The organism is Flavobacterium sp. DW-iso2 (assembly GCF_058725285.1).
In genome coordinates, this window is sequence record NZ_JBZXDY010000004.1 from 60,171 (window position 1) to 77,555 (window position 17,385).

The following is a 17,385-nucleotide window of genomic DNA, read 5'->3' on the forward strand; positions in this document are numbered from 1 at the left end:
GTTTCATCATTCACAGATTTTCTTCAATATTATTCGATATAAAAAAAAGCACCGTTTGCCATAGGGCATCTGGTGCTTTCTTAAAAATATAGGTTTTTTTATTGTGGTCTTTTAACAGTATTCATTTGCAATGTAACTGCAGTTTGAGCCATCATTCTCCCATTTATTGAAGCTCCTGTTTTTAGATTAATTCCGGTTTTGCTTAATATGATTCCTTCAAAATGACTTGTAGTTCCTAGTGTAACTGCACCAGCTGTTTGCCAAAAGATATTTTTAGCTTGAGCGCCACCAGCAAGTGTAATTCTCACTGCATTACTCATATCAAGATTTCCTGCGACTTGGAATATCCATACATCAGTGGGGCTTCCTGAAATTGTGATGTCGGTAGGGATCAAAAGGTCGCTTGTCCAAGTATATAGTCCTGGTGTAAGTGTTTTACCTCCAATGCTTCCAGCCCCTAAATTTAGGAAATTAGGGTTAGAACGTCCTGCGGCATCCGTATATGCAGTTTGCATGTCACCCACGGCTGTTGTTAATCTCGTAGCATTAGTTAATCTACAAGGAAGTGGTCCAGCAGCGTCAACTGTATAAATTGTACCAGTTACTTCATTACATTTCAATAAAATAGCAGCTCCAGTTATAGGACTTACGCCAATATCTCCTGTAACATCAGATTTATAGACATCAGTAATTCCTGTTTTAGACAGAATCACAAAATTCTCTGCAACACCAAGATTTATGCCTTTCAATTCCGAAACTTGTGACGAAGTACTAGCTTCCTGTTTTGGAGATGAAATAGGCGTGGTTTCATATTTAGAATTTGCTATTACTAGTTCAGAGGTTTCGGCATCTGCACTACAACTTGATAGTACTCCAACTAATAGCATCGCTATCATTGGTATTACTTTTACTAATTTCATAAATTTGGGTTTATATTGTGAATTAATTATCACTATCCAAATTTGATGATATTATTACCAAAGAAGTTATGTTAATATGCTTAAACATTATACAATTAACATGATTTGAACAATTAAATTTTTTGTGATTAATGTAAAAAAAGCTAAGCCTGTCATTTGACAGGCTTAGCTTTTTTATGGTGTGTTGTTTAAGTTGCGCAATAAATCAGATCATTACATTCTAGCCATGTACCAATTTAACTCTTTTTCAATTCTTTCAAAATGGAAATAGGCAGTAATGTTTTTTTGAAGTCGCAAGAAAGAAGTTTCACTTTTTACGACATAATCAAAAGCTTTGTGGTGCATACAACTGATGGCGACATCAATTTTATCTTGAGAGGATAACATTACAACTGGAATATCTGGATCAAATTCTTTGATTTTATCTAAAGTTTCAATCCCGTTCATCGCGTTTTTATCAATTCCATCCAAATGATAATCAAGGATGATTACATCTGGTTTTTTCTCTAAATTAGCTAGGCAAAGTTCACCAGTTGCATAGGTTTCGACTACGAAATCAGTGTGATGAAGAAATTCGATTTCTAATGACTTTAGAAAAACGGCATCGTCATCTACTAAAAATAGTTTTATTTTTTCTTCGTTTTTCATCAGTTTTTGTTTTTTATATTATTAAATTCTATTTCTAATTCTGCACATGCTTGATTACATGCATTTGAAAGTTGCAGCACCAAATCAGCTATTTCTTCCTTTTGATTTTCGCTATCAGCGGTGTAGCTTTGGATTTTTTTTGCCATTTCTTCAAATTCAGTACTGATACCCATGATAGAAAAGGAAGGTACCATTTTATGAGCTGAGGCTCTCAGTAATTCCCAATCCTTGTTTCTTAAACTCTCCGTCATTGTAGCTACTATAGCAGGTGTTTGCTGTAAGTAAGCATCAATCATTTCCATCATTAATTTAGGATTCGATTTAGTACGGGACTCTAAATAGGCTAGATCAGTATATTTTTTAGTTTTAACTACACTATTTTTTTTAATCTCTTTTGCTTTTTTGGAAGATGATTTCCTAACTATATTTAAGATTTTGCTATAGAGCAAGCGCTCGTCCACGGGCTTTGCAATATAATCATTCATTCCGACCGATTTACATTTGGCTAAATCTACAGTTGTCACATCAGCTGTTAATGCAATAATAGGAATTTCAGAATTCATCGTATTTCTGATATATTCCGTAGCTTCAAATCCATTCATTTCTGGCATCTGGAGATCCATCAAAATGACGTCATAGGAATTATTTTCTAGTTTTTCAATTGCTACTTTCCCGTTTTCGGCAATATCTCGTTCGAATCCAAAATCATCCAATAGTGTTTTCATCAATAATTGATTCAGAGCAATGTCTTCCACTACTAAAACGTTGATGTTTTTGTTGAGTTTTTCTACTTCAATTATTTCGGTTTCCACTTCGGCATCGGCAGTTGTTTTTTGAAAACTCAATCTAAAACTAAAGGTAGTTCCTTCATCAACTTTGCTTGTGACGTTTATACTACCGCCTTGAGGTTCCACTAGTTGTTTTACGATGGCTAATCCGAGTCCAGTTCCTCCATAAATTCTAGAAGTTCCACTTGAGGCCTGTTGGAAATTATCAAATATTGTCGCTATTTTATCTTCAGGGATTCCAATGCCGGTGTCAGTCACGGCAAATTCGATGGTAACATTTTCTGCATTTTCATCAATTAAACGCACACTAACGGTGATTTTCCCTTTGATCGTAAATTTGACAGCGTTACTAACTAAATTTAAAATAATCTGATGCAATCGAATAGGGTCACCTACGATTACTGCAGGAATATTGGAATCATATTCTATAGCTAATTTTAAATTTTTCTCTTGTATTTTTGTTTCGAATAAATGAAGCATCGACGTAATGGAGGATTTCACCTTAAAAGGTATATTTTCAAAAGACATCTTCCCAGCGTCTACTTTTGCCAAATCAAGAATATCATTAATAAGTACAATAAGTGCATCACCACTCATTTTTATGGCATTCAGATATTCTTTTTGTTTCTCAGTCAAATCGGTTTTTAGAACTACCTTTGTAAAACCAATAATGGCATTCATAGGGGTACGAATTTCGTGACTCATATTGGATAAAAATTGCTGTTTTGCTTTTACAGCATTCTCGGCAATTAAAGTAGCATTTTCAGCATTTCGTTTTTCTTCTTCGGCAATTCCCGTTGCGAGTTCAGCAAATACCTTAGCTTCAATTAGTTCTGTCTCAATTCTTTTTTGGTCTGTGATATCTCGTGCTACTACAACAACACCTAGTACATTTCCTTGATCATCTTTATAAACCGATCCGTTGAATAGGACATCTGTTAATTTACCGTTCTTGTGTCGAAGGGTGAGTGGAGAATCAGCGACAGATCCTTTTGCGAATACTTCTTGATATACTTCTCTTGCCATTTGAGGTTCTGTGAAATAATCAAAAAAATCGGAACCGGTAAGAAGCTCTCGCTCCATACCCGTAATCTTGATAGTCGCTTCATTCATATCAGTAATCTTTCCTTTGATACTAATGGTAACCAATGGATCTCGACTTGCTTCAATTAGACTCAACGAATAATTGGACAGTAGTTTTTGGGCGGTTACATCGCGGGCAACAATAACAATTCCTAATACTGCGCCCTTATCGTCTTTATAGACAGATCCATTAAATAAAACATCTGTTAATTTGCCTTCTCTGTGACGAATTGTTAAGGGAGAGTCAGCAACTGATCCTTTATCAAATACCTCGAGATATACTTCACGTGCCATTTGTGGTTCGGTAAAATATTCGAAGAAATTAGACCCAATCAATTTTTCGCGGTTGATACCAGTAATTTGGACCGTGGCCTCATTCATATCGGTAATTTTACCATCAATATTTATAGTAATTAATGGATCTAAACTAGCCTCGATAAGGCTTAGGGAGTAATTAGAAAGTAATTTTTGTGAAGTGGTAAATAATTCTAATTCTTGATTTCTAACTTTTAAACTTTTAATTATAATAAATACAAGTGTAAAAACAACAAATATTAAGATTAAAAGTAGGAAGAATAGTATCTCAGCATTTTGAATGCTTTTTTCGTTTTCTATTTTTCTAAGTTTAAGAACATTGTATTCATCAATATTGATTTTTGCAATGATGCTCTTGATCTTATCCGTGATTACTTTTCCATCTTCTAGTATTGCAATCTTTTCATTTTCATCTAATAAACCAATTTTTCGGTCGTCGATGATTTTTTGTAATAAAAACAAATTTTTCGAAGTCATCATCTTCAAAGAATCAACCTGAATATTTTGGGGAGCATTATTCTTAGTTAGCATTGACAGGGCCGCTAAGTTTCCTTTCATGGCCTTTACAGCGTTATTAAATGTCTCTAAATAAATGTCGTTTTCAGAGATTATATATCCTCTAACACCAGTCTCAATATCAAGAATGTCTAATAGTACATTAGCGTTTTTATGTAGAATCACTTGAGCATGCTCCGCAGAGTCGCTACTGGACTTTACCTGAAGGTTATTATAGTAAAAAATCCCTAGTACAGAAGCCAATATGATGGAAACCAAGATGTAGTAGAGTTGAAACCTTTTTTCTAAAATTAATTTCATGATGTTTTTAAAACTTAACTTAGATTATTTTGATTTTTCATACCAATTTCTTCAATAGGGGATCGCCTTTTATCTTTCAAATTTTTAAAGTGAGAAGGGGAAAGGCCTGTTACTTTTTTAAACTGACTTGATAAATGCGCTACGCTGCTATAGCCCATTTTCCATGCAATTTCAGTGATATTGTGTTCTCCGTAAATTATCAATTCCTTAACCCGTTCTGTTTTATGCGAAATGATAAAATGCTCAATTGTTGTTCCTTGCACTTCAGAAAACAGATTGGATAAATAAGTATAGTCGTGATTCAACTTTTCGCTTAGGTAAATAGAAAAATTTACTTTAATTACTTCATCCGAATGATGAACCATTTGGATAATTACATTTTTAATTTTTTCTATCAGCATGGATTTTTTATCATCCATAAGCTCAAAGCCTGCACTAAGTAATCCTTCTTTAAGAAGTTCTCTTTGTGCCATGGTAATGTTTTCCATTACATCCACTTCTCCTAAATCAACAACAATAAAATGCAATCCAAGCTTTTTTAATTCCTCTTTAACTGCTAGTTTGCAGCGATTGCTGACCATGTATTTGATATATAACTTCAAATTATTTATTTTTTAACTGATTCTGTAAAATTTGCATTTTTTTCTCAAAAAAGAATTACATAATTTATAAATTAGTTGTATAATTCACAGATTATTTTGCCTTTTGTTGTGCCAAAAATAGGGAATAATTAGCGATAACAGAAGATGTTTTTTAAAATTAAGGATCTGGTATTGCTATTTCTTATGTAGCAATGGAATGTTGTCGATTTGAGGTTCTCTAGTCTTATTCGATTTTTTTAGCTTTAAAATAACAAACCAAAGAAGCCGTTAACGGTATTTAAATAATACAGCTAACAGCTTCTTTCCTTCAAAGTCACTTTATAATTTAAGCTTTGACAATCATTTTTCCGGTATTTACACCTTCAAACAAACCGAGTAATGCCGTGGGCAATTGGTCGAACCCTTCTACAACTGTTTGTGTGAATTGTAGTTTTCCTTCTTTAACCCAACTCGTTAAGTGTTTCATTCCTTCAGGAAATCTATCTTGGTAATTACCGACGATAAATCCCTGCATTAAAACACTTCTTGTTAGTAACATCGGTTGAATTCTTGGGCCCATCGGTGTTTCTTTACTATTATATAAGGATATCTGCCCGCACAATGCAATTCGGGCATGAAAATTAATGACACTAATAACTGCATCTGAAATTTCCCCACCTACATTATCAAAATAAGCATCTACACCATTTGGACAAGCGTCTTTTACGGATTTATAAATATCCTTGGATGTTTTATAATTGATTACCTGATCAAAGCCAAAATCTTCGATTAACGTCTTTGCTTTTTCATCCGTGCCTGCTATCCCTATTACGTGACAGCCTTGTAATTTAGCAATTTGTCCCACGACCATTCCTACGGCTCCGGCTGCACCAGAGACCACTACCGTTTCACCTGTTTTTGGTTTGCATATATCCATCAATCCAAAATAAGCGGTTAAGCCTGTCATTCCTAATATACTTAAGTAGTAACTCAACTCGGGGACGTTAGTATCTACTTTTTGTAGAAGGTCATCTTTTGATACAAACATTTCTTTCCACGGAAATCTTCCTACCACTGTATCACCAACTTTAAAATTATCGGATTTACTCTCTATAATAGTAGCAACGACACCACCTTCCAAGGGTTCATTAATCTTAAACGGAGCCACGTATGATTTAGCGTCATTCATTCGACCACGCATGTAAGGGTCTACCGAATAATAAAGCCCTTTTAACAGCACTTCCCCTGACTTTAATTGATCTAATGTGGTATTTTCAAGCTTGAAATTCTGTAGCGTGGGTGCTCCCGAAGGTCTTGATTGCAATATAATTTGTCTTGTAGTCATATTATTTTACTTTTAATTATTTAATAGAGAATAAAACAGTTATTTTTAAAATGGAAAAATGATTTCCTTGTTTTAAAAATAAGTGCTACTTTACACATTATGTTAGTGTTAGCTTACTCTTATTAGTTTTTTGTTTACAAACTCATGAATTCCTTGTTCAGATAATTCACGTCCATAACCAGAACCTTTGGTTCCTCCAAACGGCAAGTCAGCTTGCGTACCTGTTGGTTCGTTGATAAAAACCATACCGCTATCAATTTGATCGGCAATTTTTATGGCTCTTTCTATATCTTTTGTAAATATCGAGCCTCCTAAACCAAAAGGAGAATCATTTGCAAGATCAATAGCTTCTTGTTCGTTGGCAACTTTGTAAAAAGAAGCTACGGGTCCAAATAACTCTTCTTGAAAAGTAGGAACGCCACGTTTTAGATTAGTTAAAATGGTAGGTTGCATAAAGGCTCCCGTTTCAAAAGCTCTTTTACCACCAACTACAACTTTAGCACCTGCTTTTTCAAATCTTTTCACCTGATCCAATAAGTTGACTAAAGCCCCTTCACTGCTAAGCGGTCCAACCTGTGTATTAGGGTCCATAGGATCGCCTACTTTAAGGGAGGCAACTTTTTTGGTAAATTTTTCTAAAAACTCGTCTGCTATTGCTCCTACAGCAATAAATCTTTTTGAAGCGACACAACTTTGTCCAGTATTGCTAAATCTTCCTGCAATAGCCATTTCAACGACGGTATCGATATCTGCATCTTCCAAAATTATAAAGGCATCACTACCTCCTAATTCAAGCACTGATTTTTTTAGATGTTTTCCTGCAGCTTCGGCGATACTTGCACCTGCACCTTCGCTACCCGTTAGTGACACCCCTTTGATTCTCTCATCACTTACCAAGGCTGTACTTCGCTTTCCTGAAATCAATAAATTGGTGTATAAACCTTCAGGAGCTTTTGCTTCTCTAAATAATTCTTCAATTGCGATACCACATTGTGGTACTATCGAGGCGTGCTTTAATAAAATGGTATTTCCTACCATGATATTTGGCGCAGCAAATCGTACGATCTGATAAAACGGAAAGTTCCAAGGCATAACACCAAAGAGAACACCTATAGGGCTACTGCGAACAAACGCTTCGCCAGATTCAGGGTTTAATTTTTTATCGGCGAGAAAGGCAGCACCATTATTAGCGTAGTAATCCAATATATCAGCACTTAAATCAACTTCCCATTCCGCTTGTGCTTTGATTTTTCCCATTTCAAGGGTGATTAAGTTGGCTAAATCACTTTTTCCTTTACGCATCAGATCGGCTGCTTTATGTAACACTTTTGCTCGATCTTCATAAGATGTTTTCTTCCATTCTTGAAAAAAGTCATTCGACTTTCTGATTGCGGCTTCAACTTGTTCGTCAGTCATTTCATCGAATGATTTTACTACTTTGTTTGTGGTGGGATTTGTTGTTTGAATAGACATAAATTTATTTTTAATTAATTAAAATAGATTTAATCTTGCTTTTTAGAGTTTTAAAAGGAGTAGAAATAGATACTGTGATTTTAGATATTCAGAACTACAGTATCTATTTCGACATTTTTTAAACAACTTTTATACAGATTAAATTTTGTTTTATAAAATTAAGTCGAAATTCACTCAATTTGTTGCAACTAAATGTTAAAAGAAAAAAACAGTACTATTAATTAATTCATAAATTTTAACACGTAATTATTTATGGTATGTATTGTAAGGTATTAATGAATGTAGCGCTCTATTTGTCAGTTAATTGGTTTTTATGGTGTATTCAGTTATTATGTTAAAATGATAAGGGTAGGGGAGGACGATTAAACTTAGTAAGAGGATTATTTGTTTCATTACTAAGAAATTATTTTTAGTAGTAAGCTAGGATCTGAACAATTTTATAAATGAAAGCCTAATTCATTTTTAGAACAAACTCCTAGTTAATCACCAACTTTAGTATTATTTTTTTTTAGAATTTGAAAATGGAGATGAGGAGAATAATCGCCATTCAACGATGAATAACTGAACGATTCTATTTGTTGCCTTTTTTTAAAACAGCTCGAATCGCTATATTCGCTAAACTATCTAACGTTTAATGTCCATATAAAACACTTGATTTTCTATTGTAATGTTTGGATCGTAATCCTCAAAACCAGCATGGAAATTAAACCGATGAACTGTGCCACCAAGAGCTGATAAAATATAGGTTCTAGCTTTTATCCAAAGATCTAGTCCAATATGTATATTTTACTCTTTTGTTTGCTCATCTTTAAAAATAGTATTGCGTGAATGTAGATTGCAGTCTTCGTAATGTCCTCTATAAGCAACTTTAGCTAAATTAGGTGCTAATTGCTTTTCGATGAAATTTTAGAAATCGATAGTATTGCCATGATATTCTTTTCCAATGATTTATTTGTAACCGATAAATCTATTGGCGTGTATTTATTCTCAGAGGTCCTTCCTTGAATTACGGCAACATCTGAAGGATTATGCAATATCATTTCTAAAATGATAATGTACCGTGTCTTAATTAGAATAATAAAACAAAAAAATTAAAGCCAACATAAAATGTTTATGTTGGCTTTAAAAGGTAAAATTTGTTTTATTGAGATTAGATTTCGATATAAATTACTTTCGGACTATATCGAGCAACTTAAAAGTTGACTAACTACTTTCCGATTATTTAACGGCTAATAGATCTACTAATTCAATTACAGGATCTTTAGAAAGTAATGTTCCTGCGTTTGCCATTAAAGCTTCTGCAATTTTACCTGCAAGATGTGCTTTTCTACCTTCTTCAGTTTCAAAAGTATCAAAAATCCCAAAGGTTGATGGTCCTATTTGTAATCCGTACCAATTTACAGTGTCTGGCTCGTCTAGTACTAATGGTAAAGCACTTTTTAAAAATGCAGCAACTTCGTCTTCTTTTCCTACTTTAGCTTCTAATCGTGCTAATAAAGCATATTTTTCCATAATGATAAATTTTATTTAGGTAATAAAAGTAGTGTTATTAGTTTTTAGGTTTGCATAGTTTAACTATTGTTCAACCTGAAATTTAACAGTATAGTACTTTTAGCAGAATCAAAAATCATAACAATAAATAGAAACGCAGGATGACTGTTTCTGATTAATGCCTCACCAGATTTAGCGTTTAAGTTTTTATCAGCAAGAAAGACCTCATTTTTATCGACTTAGTAATCTACCATATAATAATTTAGGTTGTATTCCTATTCCCCTTAGGCTAAAACATTCCCGATTTCAAGGTTGATTAACTCGGTAAACTAGCTTTTTCTTTTTGCGCAAAATATCGGATATTTTATGCAATACTTTTACTCGATCGTCAGTAGAAGTTTTCTTCTATTCTTGGAAAAAGCGATTAGACTTTTCGATTGTGGCTTGAACTTGTTCGTCAGTCATTTCATCGAATTTTTTTAATACCTTGTTCGTGGTAGGGTTTGTTATTTGAATAGACATTAATTCTGGAAGTGTTAAAACAATTCGAAACAGATACTTTGATTTGAGATAATTAATAAATGGGTTGGTTCTGTATGTAATTTTATTAGGAATGTGCTACTCTTTGATATTATGTTAAAATGACAGGTATAGGGAAGGAGTTTTGACCATATTACTAGCTATGAACTTAAAACAAAAAATCCAAATAGAAAATGAAATTAAGTCATTTTCTATTTGGATTACTGTTGAATAGCAAATCATCTAAAGCTATTCAGTATCTGTATCGGTGTTTCTAAATAATTTTTTTTCGAAAACATCATTCCAGTCCATTGACTTGATTGCTGACACTTGATTTTGTTCGTTCATATAAACACGAAGTTCTTTATTGGCTACAGCCTTTTTATATAGTGCTTTAAAACGAAATATCGTTGTTTTTGTCTCGTTGTCTTTGTAAATTTCCATTAGTTTAAGATCCTGAAACGGTCCATACCACTGTCTGAATTTAGCACATGTTTTTGATAGTTTTGTTTCCGTAATGTTATTTATTACGGATTTTGTTGCTTCGCTTTGATTAAATGGTTTAAACTTAGAAGTATTGCAGGTCATTAAAATGCGTTTGCCTAATTCATATGCTTTTGACTTTAGATTAGTGTCAACATCGGCGACGGCTAATTTCGTGATTTGGACTTCTTCTGGTTTTACCTCAGTCGTTGTATCTGGTTTTTTTGACTTACATCCAATAAGTACAATTAAACTTAGGAGGAGGATTAGTTTTTTCATAGCTAAGATTTTATTTTTAATAGTAAGTTAGGATCTGGACAATTATCTAAATAAAAGTCTAATTCGCTTTTTGTGGAAACTCCTGGGTAATCACCAACTTTAGCACCAATGTTTTTTATAATTTGAAAATGCAGATGAGGAGAATAGTCTCCATTCACTGCTGAATCACCTAATGATCCTATTTGTTGTCCTTTTTTAAAACCAGTTCCTATTTCGATTTTTTCTAAACTATCTAACGATAAATGTCCGTATAAAGTATAAAATGTATGATTTTCGATGTGGTGCTCCAGAATGATTGTGGGACCATAATCTCCAAAACCGGCATTAAAATTGAAACTGTGAACTGTACCATCAAGAGCTGCTAAAATAGGTGTTCCAGCTTTTATCCAAAGATCTAGTCCAATATGTATATTTCGTTCCTCTGTTTCCTCATCTTTAAAAATAGTACTTCGCTTATAAAGATTCCGCTCCTCATTATAACCTCCATAGGCCACTTTTGAATTATTTAAAGTCAAGTAACTTTCAATGTATTTTTCAAAATCAGCTGAATCCGCTAATGATTCCTTAGCTAGATTGTGATTTAAAACAGATAAGTCTAAAGCGATATATTGATTTAAAGAAATTGAATCAGCTATTACTTTTACGTTTTGGATGTTTCTTATAACGGTTTCTAAACTTGTCATTTTTTGCTATTTTGTAATTTTTAGTTTCAATAGTATAAAAAAAAGCCAACTGAACGAATCCAGATTGGCTTTACTATTTTAAGCGTTAAAAAATAAGATTATTTTTTAACTTGAACTTCAGCTTCACCACCTGAAACATTAACGCTCGTTGATTTTGTTCCGTTTTTAGTACTAACATCAACGCCATCTGTTCCTACACTTATAGAGGTTCCATCAGGATTTTTTTCCACTGCAGGAGTTTCTGTAGTAACTTCAATAGTTTGATTAGTCGTAGCTGCTGGAGTTTCTTTAGTTTCTTCTTTTTCCTTGCAAGAAACGATTGCCAAAACTGACAGTACTCCTATGAACATTGCTGTTTTTTTCATTTTTATTGTATTTGAGTTTGTAACTAATTAGTTGACAAGATACTGTTTTTATTAATACAAAAAAAATCCCAACTGCGTATACAGCTGGGATTTCCTATTACAATATTATTTTTTTAATATAAATTTGGATATTTTGAAGGATTAACCTCATTCATCATTCCGTATACTTTTTCGAAAATATCTTCTGCAGATGGTTTAGAAAAATAGTCACCATCAGTTCCGTAAGACGGTCTGTGTGCTTTTGAAGTTAAAGTTTGTGGTTTGCTGTCTAAATAATTGTAACCATCTTGTTGTTCAATAATTTGTTGCAAAATATAAGCAGAAGCACCTCCAGGAACATCTTCGTCAATTACTAACAAGCGATTTGTTTTAGTGATACTTTTTACAAGATCATGATTGATATCAAATGGAAGCAAAGATTGTACATCTATAATTTCACAGTCAATACCTATTTCAAGAAGTTCTTGGGCAGCTTGCTCCACCAATCTTAATGTGGAACCATAAGAAACTAACGTGATATCGGAACCTTCTTTCATCGTTTCAACAACACCAATAGGAGTCTTGAATTCACCATAATTTAGCGGCTTTTTCTCTTTTAAGCGGTATCCGTTTAGACACTCTATAACTAAAGCTGGTTCGTCACACTCTAATAGCGAATTGTAAAAACCTGCTGCTTTTGTCATATCCCTTGGAACTAACACATGAATTCCTCTAATAGCATTGATAATCATTCCCATAGGAGAACCAGAATGCCAAATTCCTTCGAGACGATGGCCTCTTGTACGGATGATTAATGGTGCTTTTTGCTTTCCTACTGTTCTGTATTGTAGGGTTGCCAAGTCATCACTCATAATTTGGATAGCATACAGTAGATAATCCAAATATTGAATTTCAGCAATAGGTCGTAAACCTCTTAATGCCATTCCAATACCTTGTCCTATAATAGTGGCTTCACGTATTCCTACATCGGCGACACGTAGTGCACCATATTTTTCTTGCATTCCTTCTAAACCTTGGTTTACATCACCAATAGTTCCTGCATCTTCTCCAAAGATTAATGCTTCAGGATATTTTGTAAAAATGGCATCGAAGTTATCACGTAAAATCATTCTACCATCTGTATCCTCTTTAGAATCTTCAGCGTACTGCGGCAAAACTTGTTTTACCGAAAACACATTTAATTCAGAATCAGAATGTAAATGACTGCTAAATTTTTCCTGATTTTTCTTAGTATATGAAGTAATCCAGTTTGATAATTCACTTTTTCCGCCTTCATTAAGTACAAGACGTAAAGATTTACGTGCCGCAATTAGAATTTCCTTTCTTATTGGGTCTTTTACACTACTTAAGCTCGAAGCATATTTTAGTATGGCTTCTTTATGATTACTTGAATTTGCAATTTTTTCTAATAAGGAAATTAATTCCTTTTGTTCTTCAACAATTGGCTCAATAAAGGCGCTCCATGCAGCTTTTTTACCTGCTAAAACTTCTTTCTTGGCACTTGCTTCAATTTCGGCTAATTCTTCCGGAGAAGCAATATTAATTGCAATCATCCATAATTTCATTTGTCTTATACAGTCAAAATCTCTTTCCCAAGCCAGACGATCTCCATCTTTGTATCGTTCATGAGATCCAGAGGTAGAATGTCCCTGAGGTTGCGTCAGTTCATTTACATGTATTAAAACGGGAACATGTTGCTCACGTGAAATAGTAGATGCTTTTTCGTAAGTAGCAATCAGATCAGTATAATCCCAACCTTTTACCCTAAGGATTTCATATCCTTTTTCAGTATCATTTTTTTGGTATCCTTTTAGGATTTCTGAAATATTTTCTTTGGTCGTCTGATGTTTTGCATGAACTGAAATACCGTACTCATCGTCCCAAACGCTTATTATCATTGGCACTTGTAAAACACCAGCAGCGTTAATTGTTTCAAAAAATAAACCCTCAGAAGTACTTGCGTTACCAATGGTCCCCCAAGCGATTTCATTCCCTTCATTAGAGAAATTAGCTGTATTAGGGATTCCCTTAACTTGTCTGTATATTTTAGATGCCTGCGCAAGTCCTAATAATCTTGGCATTTGCCCTGCAGTAGGAGAAATGTCAGCACTGGAATTTTTTTGTTTCGTTAAGTCTTTCCAAGAACCGTCTTCATTTAAACTATGTGTAGCAAAATGGCCTCCCATTTGTCTACCGGCAGACATAGGCTCTTGTTCTATGTTTGAATTACCATATAGTCCAGCAAAAAAATTTTCAACAGTCATTTGGCCTATAGCCATCATAAATGTTTGATCACGATAATATCCAGAACGGAAGTCACCGTTTTTGAAAAATTTAGCCATGGCTAATTGAGGCACTTCTTTTCCATCTCCAAAAATTCCGAATTTTGCCTTTCCGGTCAACACCTCTCTACGCCCTAATAGACTACATTCTCTACTGATCATAGCGATTCTATAGTCGTTCAACACTTCGGTTTGAAAATCTTCAAATGTCAATGCGGTATTGGTTTTTTCTTTTATCATAATTGAAAAGTATCACTTAAAGGAACAAATTTACTCAAAAACTATCTATTATCATAATACAGTGAAAGAAATAAGATTTAATTATTGTCAATTATATTGCTGTAAATAAAGGTAAAATTTAGTTATTCGGAATTTAGTTGTTATTTTATTGAAAATAATACAATTAAAAAGTGTTAATACTTTCGATTAAAACCATTTTCGATTAAATAAATTGATTAATATTTTGGGCGAGAACGTAATTACAAAACGAATTTTTTCATTGTATTTGTCTTGCCCTATTTCCCAACCATTAGAAGAATACACTGGAAGGTACATTTCAAAGTAGTCAGGAACCAGATTCAACCGGATACCACTGTCGTATAAAAATTTCTCGTTTTGGTATTTATTTTTCAATAGTCCGGCATCACCGTAGATTTCTATCCAATTCCAAATGGCATAACTCGCATTCACAGTAGTCATCCATTGATTAGCGTAAGGCGTATTCAGTTTTGATTTAAAACCACCTTCAGCCACGATTAACTGCTGGCTAAAAAAGCCACTGTTTTCAGATCTTCCATAGTAGCCATAATCAAATAAGTAATCTGTGGGCCGGTCTAAAGCAAAACTAAAAAAATCAGAATTAGTTGTATTGTATAGAAAAGTACCGGCATAAAAGCGCAAATTGATCTGACGATTATTTTCAAATAGTTGTCGGTATTCTAATTCTGCAGCGGTTTTTCCAAACTTCGCTGCTATTTGTAGATCAGTCGAAAAGCTGAAATGATTGGTAATTTCTGTTGTTGAATTGAAGTACTTTGCATTGAATACAGAATAATTTTCTGTAGAATTGTCAATAACTAAGGCACTCTTTTCTCGACTCACCATCACTTGACGCAATAAGATTAACTGTTTTTTGTTGTCTCTAATGTCATCTTCCCTAATTTTTAATTGAATCATCGGGTTGATTTTCAAATAGGTGGCGTCTGCTGCATAATGAAAATACGCGCCCGATAGTGAATAACGTACGTTATAAAGAAGGCTGTTTCTATAATTTTGATTGACAACCACAAAACCAGATCCTGAAAATGTTTTTGCATTTGTTGAATAAGCCGGATTGACATCAAAAATAAAGGGTTTGTCTAAAATCGTTTTGTTATGTAGTCGCAATCCAGGCGAGAGACCATCATATAAATTGTAGGTGAGGGTGGGTACATATAAAACCTGATTGTAATACGGATCCTCAAGATCCTTCATAAACACAAATTTTATGGGACGGTTATTTGGAAAAAAAGACTTTAGCGATTTCCAGTTATTTCTTAAATTGTATTCAGGAACTTCATTCTTATAATTTAAAACAATTTTATCAGCATTTTTTCTATCTAAAGTAAATACACTGTCGGCTATCTGGGGATCCAACCATTTTTTAAATACAATTTCGCCTTTATTAATTCCATAAACAGGCACGGGAACGATAACCCCAGTTTTATTTTTAATGGTAAACGAAACACTATCCTTAGATTTTACAACATCTGCAAATTTAAAATCAATGATTTTCCGAGATTCAATAATTGTTCTAAAAAACCAATCAATATTCTTGTCGGTACTTCTTTTTAAAGTGGCTTCAAAATCGTTTCTAGAGACCTGTTTTTCCTTGTTCTCAGCATAGAATTGTTGAATACTATTTGTAACGGCAGCACCTCCAAGGTAATTATCCAGATACCTAAAACTTAATCCGGCGCGATATTTACTCGCGATTTGTTCGTTAAATTTTATCAGAGAATTTTTAGGATCTCCCAGTGGCTGATCCAGATTTTTTCTAGCCATTAGCATATAGAAATAGCTGTATTGCTCGTTAAAATCCAGATTGGTCAGATTGTAACTTTTTAACAATAGAAAGGTAGAGGCGCTACCCAGCATCTTTGTGTTTGGGTAATTCTGTTCTATATATTTCATCATCACATAGACTTGAATTCCATCATAGATCCAGTTGTCTTTCCTATTATCTAATCGCAAACTATTTTTTAGATAGGCATTCAAATAAGTCTTTAGAAATTTAATCTCATAGGTAAATTCATCCGAAAACGGCCTGATAAAAGAAGGTAGTTGATTTAATCCATAAAATGGATTTCGATCATAATCAGTTTGGGAAACCACAATTTTTTCAAAAGGGTATTTCCCAATTAAATGATCGACATAGTTTACAATACATTCAATAGCGTAAGCTTGTTGTTTTGGACTTATTTTTTCTTCCTTCAAATTAGTCACCACTTCAAGATCATCTATTTTAAAACTGGAAAAACTAGATTTAGGTTCTATAAATAAACTAAAATTGCTTCTGTTTTTCCCTGTAAGTTTAAAAACTGAATAGTTATCCTTTTGAATGGCTTCCCCGCTGTTTAAGTCAGTGGTGACTTCTAAACCTTTGGTCACTTTTAATTCGATATCAATGTCAGACACCGCATTGGCTATATCATCTAAATTAGCATTGCTGTATGTTATAAAAGCATGGTTTTCATAGCGGGCAGGAGTAAGGTACCATGTTTTTAAATTCATACCACCATCGGCATTGTAACCAAATTTTGTGAACTTATCACTTGGAATTTTTGTGGTATAAGTAAGTCGCAATTTTATTTTCTCATTTGGGGCGAGTTTTTCTCTCAATTGGACGCTAATGATATCTGGATTTGTAGTCGTTCTTTCCCAAGAAAGAAATAATTTTTCAGAATCAACAATCGTTAGATTTTTTGTACTGCCTCGTTCGTTTTCTTTGGCCAAATGGAAACCACGATAAAATTCATCCGAAAATCGTCTCGCCAAAGGAGTGTTAACATCTGCATAGGCATTATTCCAATCGTTTAAAATTACTGAAGTCAGCGTATCATTAGACTCATTAAAAAAGGTGAGTTCTTGCTCAATATTCAAAGTTTTATCATCCCCATTGACTTCAACAAACATTTGGGAATGATGCTGGGCATATTGTTTTATCGGTATCAATAAAACGAAGATACAAATCGCTATTTTATAAAATGGTTTCAACTTTTATTCAACTGGTTAGTAGTGCACAATATACATTTATTTGGATACAAAATAAATTA

The 17,385-nt window shown here is 33.7% G+C and carries 13 protein-coding genes; all 13 read right to left on the minus strand.

Annotated elements, in window-relative coordinates; all coding sequences use genetic code 11:
* Window positions 1-98: 98 nt before the first annotated feature.
* Window positions 99-920 (minus strand): ice-binding protein, encoded by an 822-nt coding sequence (locus AC4PRO_RS04190; protein ID WP_492116432.1) that lies wholly within the window; start codon window positions 918-920, stop codon window positions 99-101.
* Window positions 921-1,133: 213 nt separating this feature from the next.
* A complete protein-coding gene (locus AC4PRO_RS04195; RefSeq protein ID WP_074724239.1) occupies window positions 1,134-1,568 on the minus strand; it encodes a response regulator in 435 nt (144 codons plus the stop codon).
* Window positions 1,568-4,570 (minus strand): PAS domain S-box protein, encoded by a 3,003-nt coding sequence (locus AC4PRO_RS04200; RefSeq protein WP_492116433.1) that lies wholly within the window; start codon window positions 4,568-4,570, stop codon window positions 1,568-1,570. The genes AC4PRO_RS04195 and AC4PRO_RS04200 overlap by 1 nt, the downstream gene beginning before the upstream one ends.
* A 14-nt stretch (window positions 4,571-4,584) precedes the next feature.
* On the minus strand, window positions 4,585-5,151 hold the full coding sequence (locus AC4PRO_RS04205; protein ID WP_074724237.1) for a helix-turn-helix domain-containing protein: 567 nt from the start codon (window positions 5,149-5,151) through the stop codon (window positions 4,585-4,587).
* Between the two features lie 346 nt (window positions 5,152-5,497).
* The gene (locus AC4PRO_RS04210; protein WP_492116434.1) at window positions 5,498-6,496 is read right to left on the minus strand and encodes an NADP-dependent oxidoreductase; all 999 of its coding nucleotides are present in this window, start codon (window positions 6,494-6,496) and stop codon (window positions 5,498-5,500) included.
* A gap of 108 nt (window positions 6,497-6,604) precedes the next feature.
* On the minus strand, window positions 6,605-7,969 hold the full coding sequence (locus AC4PRO_RS04215) for an NAD-dependent succinate-semialdehyde dehydrogenase (protein WP_074724235.1): 1,365 nt from the start codon (window positions 7,967-7,969) through the stop codon (window positions 6,605-6,607).
* A gap of 884 nt (window positions 7,970-8,853) precedes the next feature.
* Window positions 8,854-9,009, minus strand: a complete 156-nt coding sequence (locus AC4PRO_RS04220) for a hypothetical protein (RefSeq protein ID WP_175460301.1) — start codon at window positions 9,007-9,009, stop codon at window positions 8,854-8,856.
* Between the two features lie 178 nt (window positions 9,010-9,187).
* Window positions 9,188-9,481: a putative quinol monooxygenase gene (locus AC4PRO_RS04225; protein WP_074724234.1), complete on the minus strand. Its 294-nt coding sequence runs from the start codon at window positions 9,479-9,481 to the stop codon at window positions 9,188-9,190.
* Window positions 9,482-10,228: 747 nt separating this feature from the next.
* Window positions 10,229-10,741: a hypothetical protein gene (locus tag AC4PRO_RS04230; protein ID WP_492116435.1), complete on the minus strand. Its 513-nt coding sequence runs from the start codon at window positions 10,739-10,741 to the stop codon at window positions 10,229-10,231.
* Between the two features lie 2 nt (window positions 10,742-10,743).
* Entirely contained in the window at window positions 10,744-11,424 is a 681-nt protein-coding gene (locus tag AC4PRO_RS04235) for a peptidoglycan DD-metalloendopeptidase family protein (protein WP_492116436.1), read from the minus strand.
* 98 nt (window positions 11,425-11,522) lie between these two features.
* Window positions 11,523-11,789 carry a hypothetical protein gene (locus AC4PRO_RS04240; RefSeq protein ID WP_492116437.1) on the minus strand — a complete coding sequence of 89 codons (267 nt, stop codon included), beginning with the start codon at window positions 11,787-11,789 and terminating at the stop codon, window positions 11,523-11,525.
* Between the two features lie 113 nt (window positions 11,790-11,902).
* Window positions 11,903-14,311, minus strand: coding sequence for an alpha-ketoacid dehydrogenase subunit alpha/beta (locus AC4PRO_RS04245; RefSeq protein ID WP_492116438.1), 2,409 nt, complete (start codon window positions 14,309-14,311; stop codon window positions 11,903-11,905).
* Window positions 14,312-14,497: 186 nt separating this feature from the next.
* Window positions 14,498-17,245 (minus strand): gluzincin family metallopeptidase, encoded by a 2,748-nt coding sequence (locus tag AC4PRO_RS04250; protein ID WP_492116521.1) that lies wholly within the window; start codon window positions 17,243-17,245, stop codon window positions 14,498-14,500.
* Window positions 17,246-17,385: the final 140 nt, after the last annotated feature.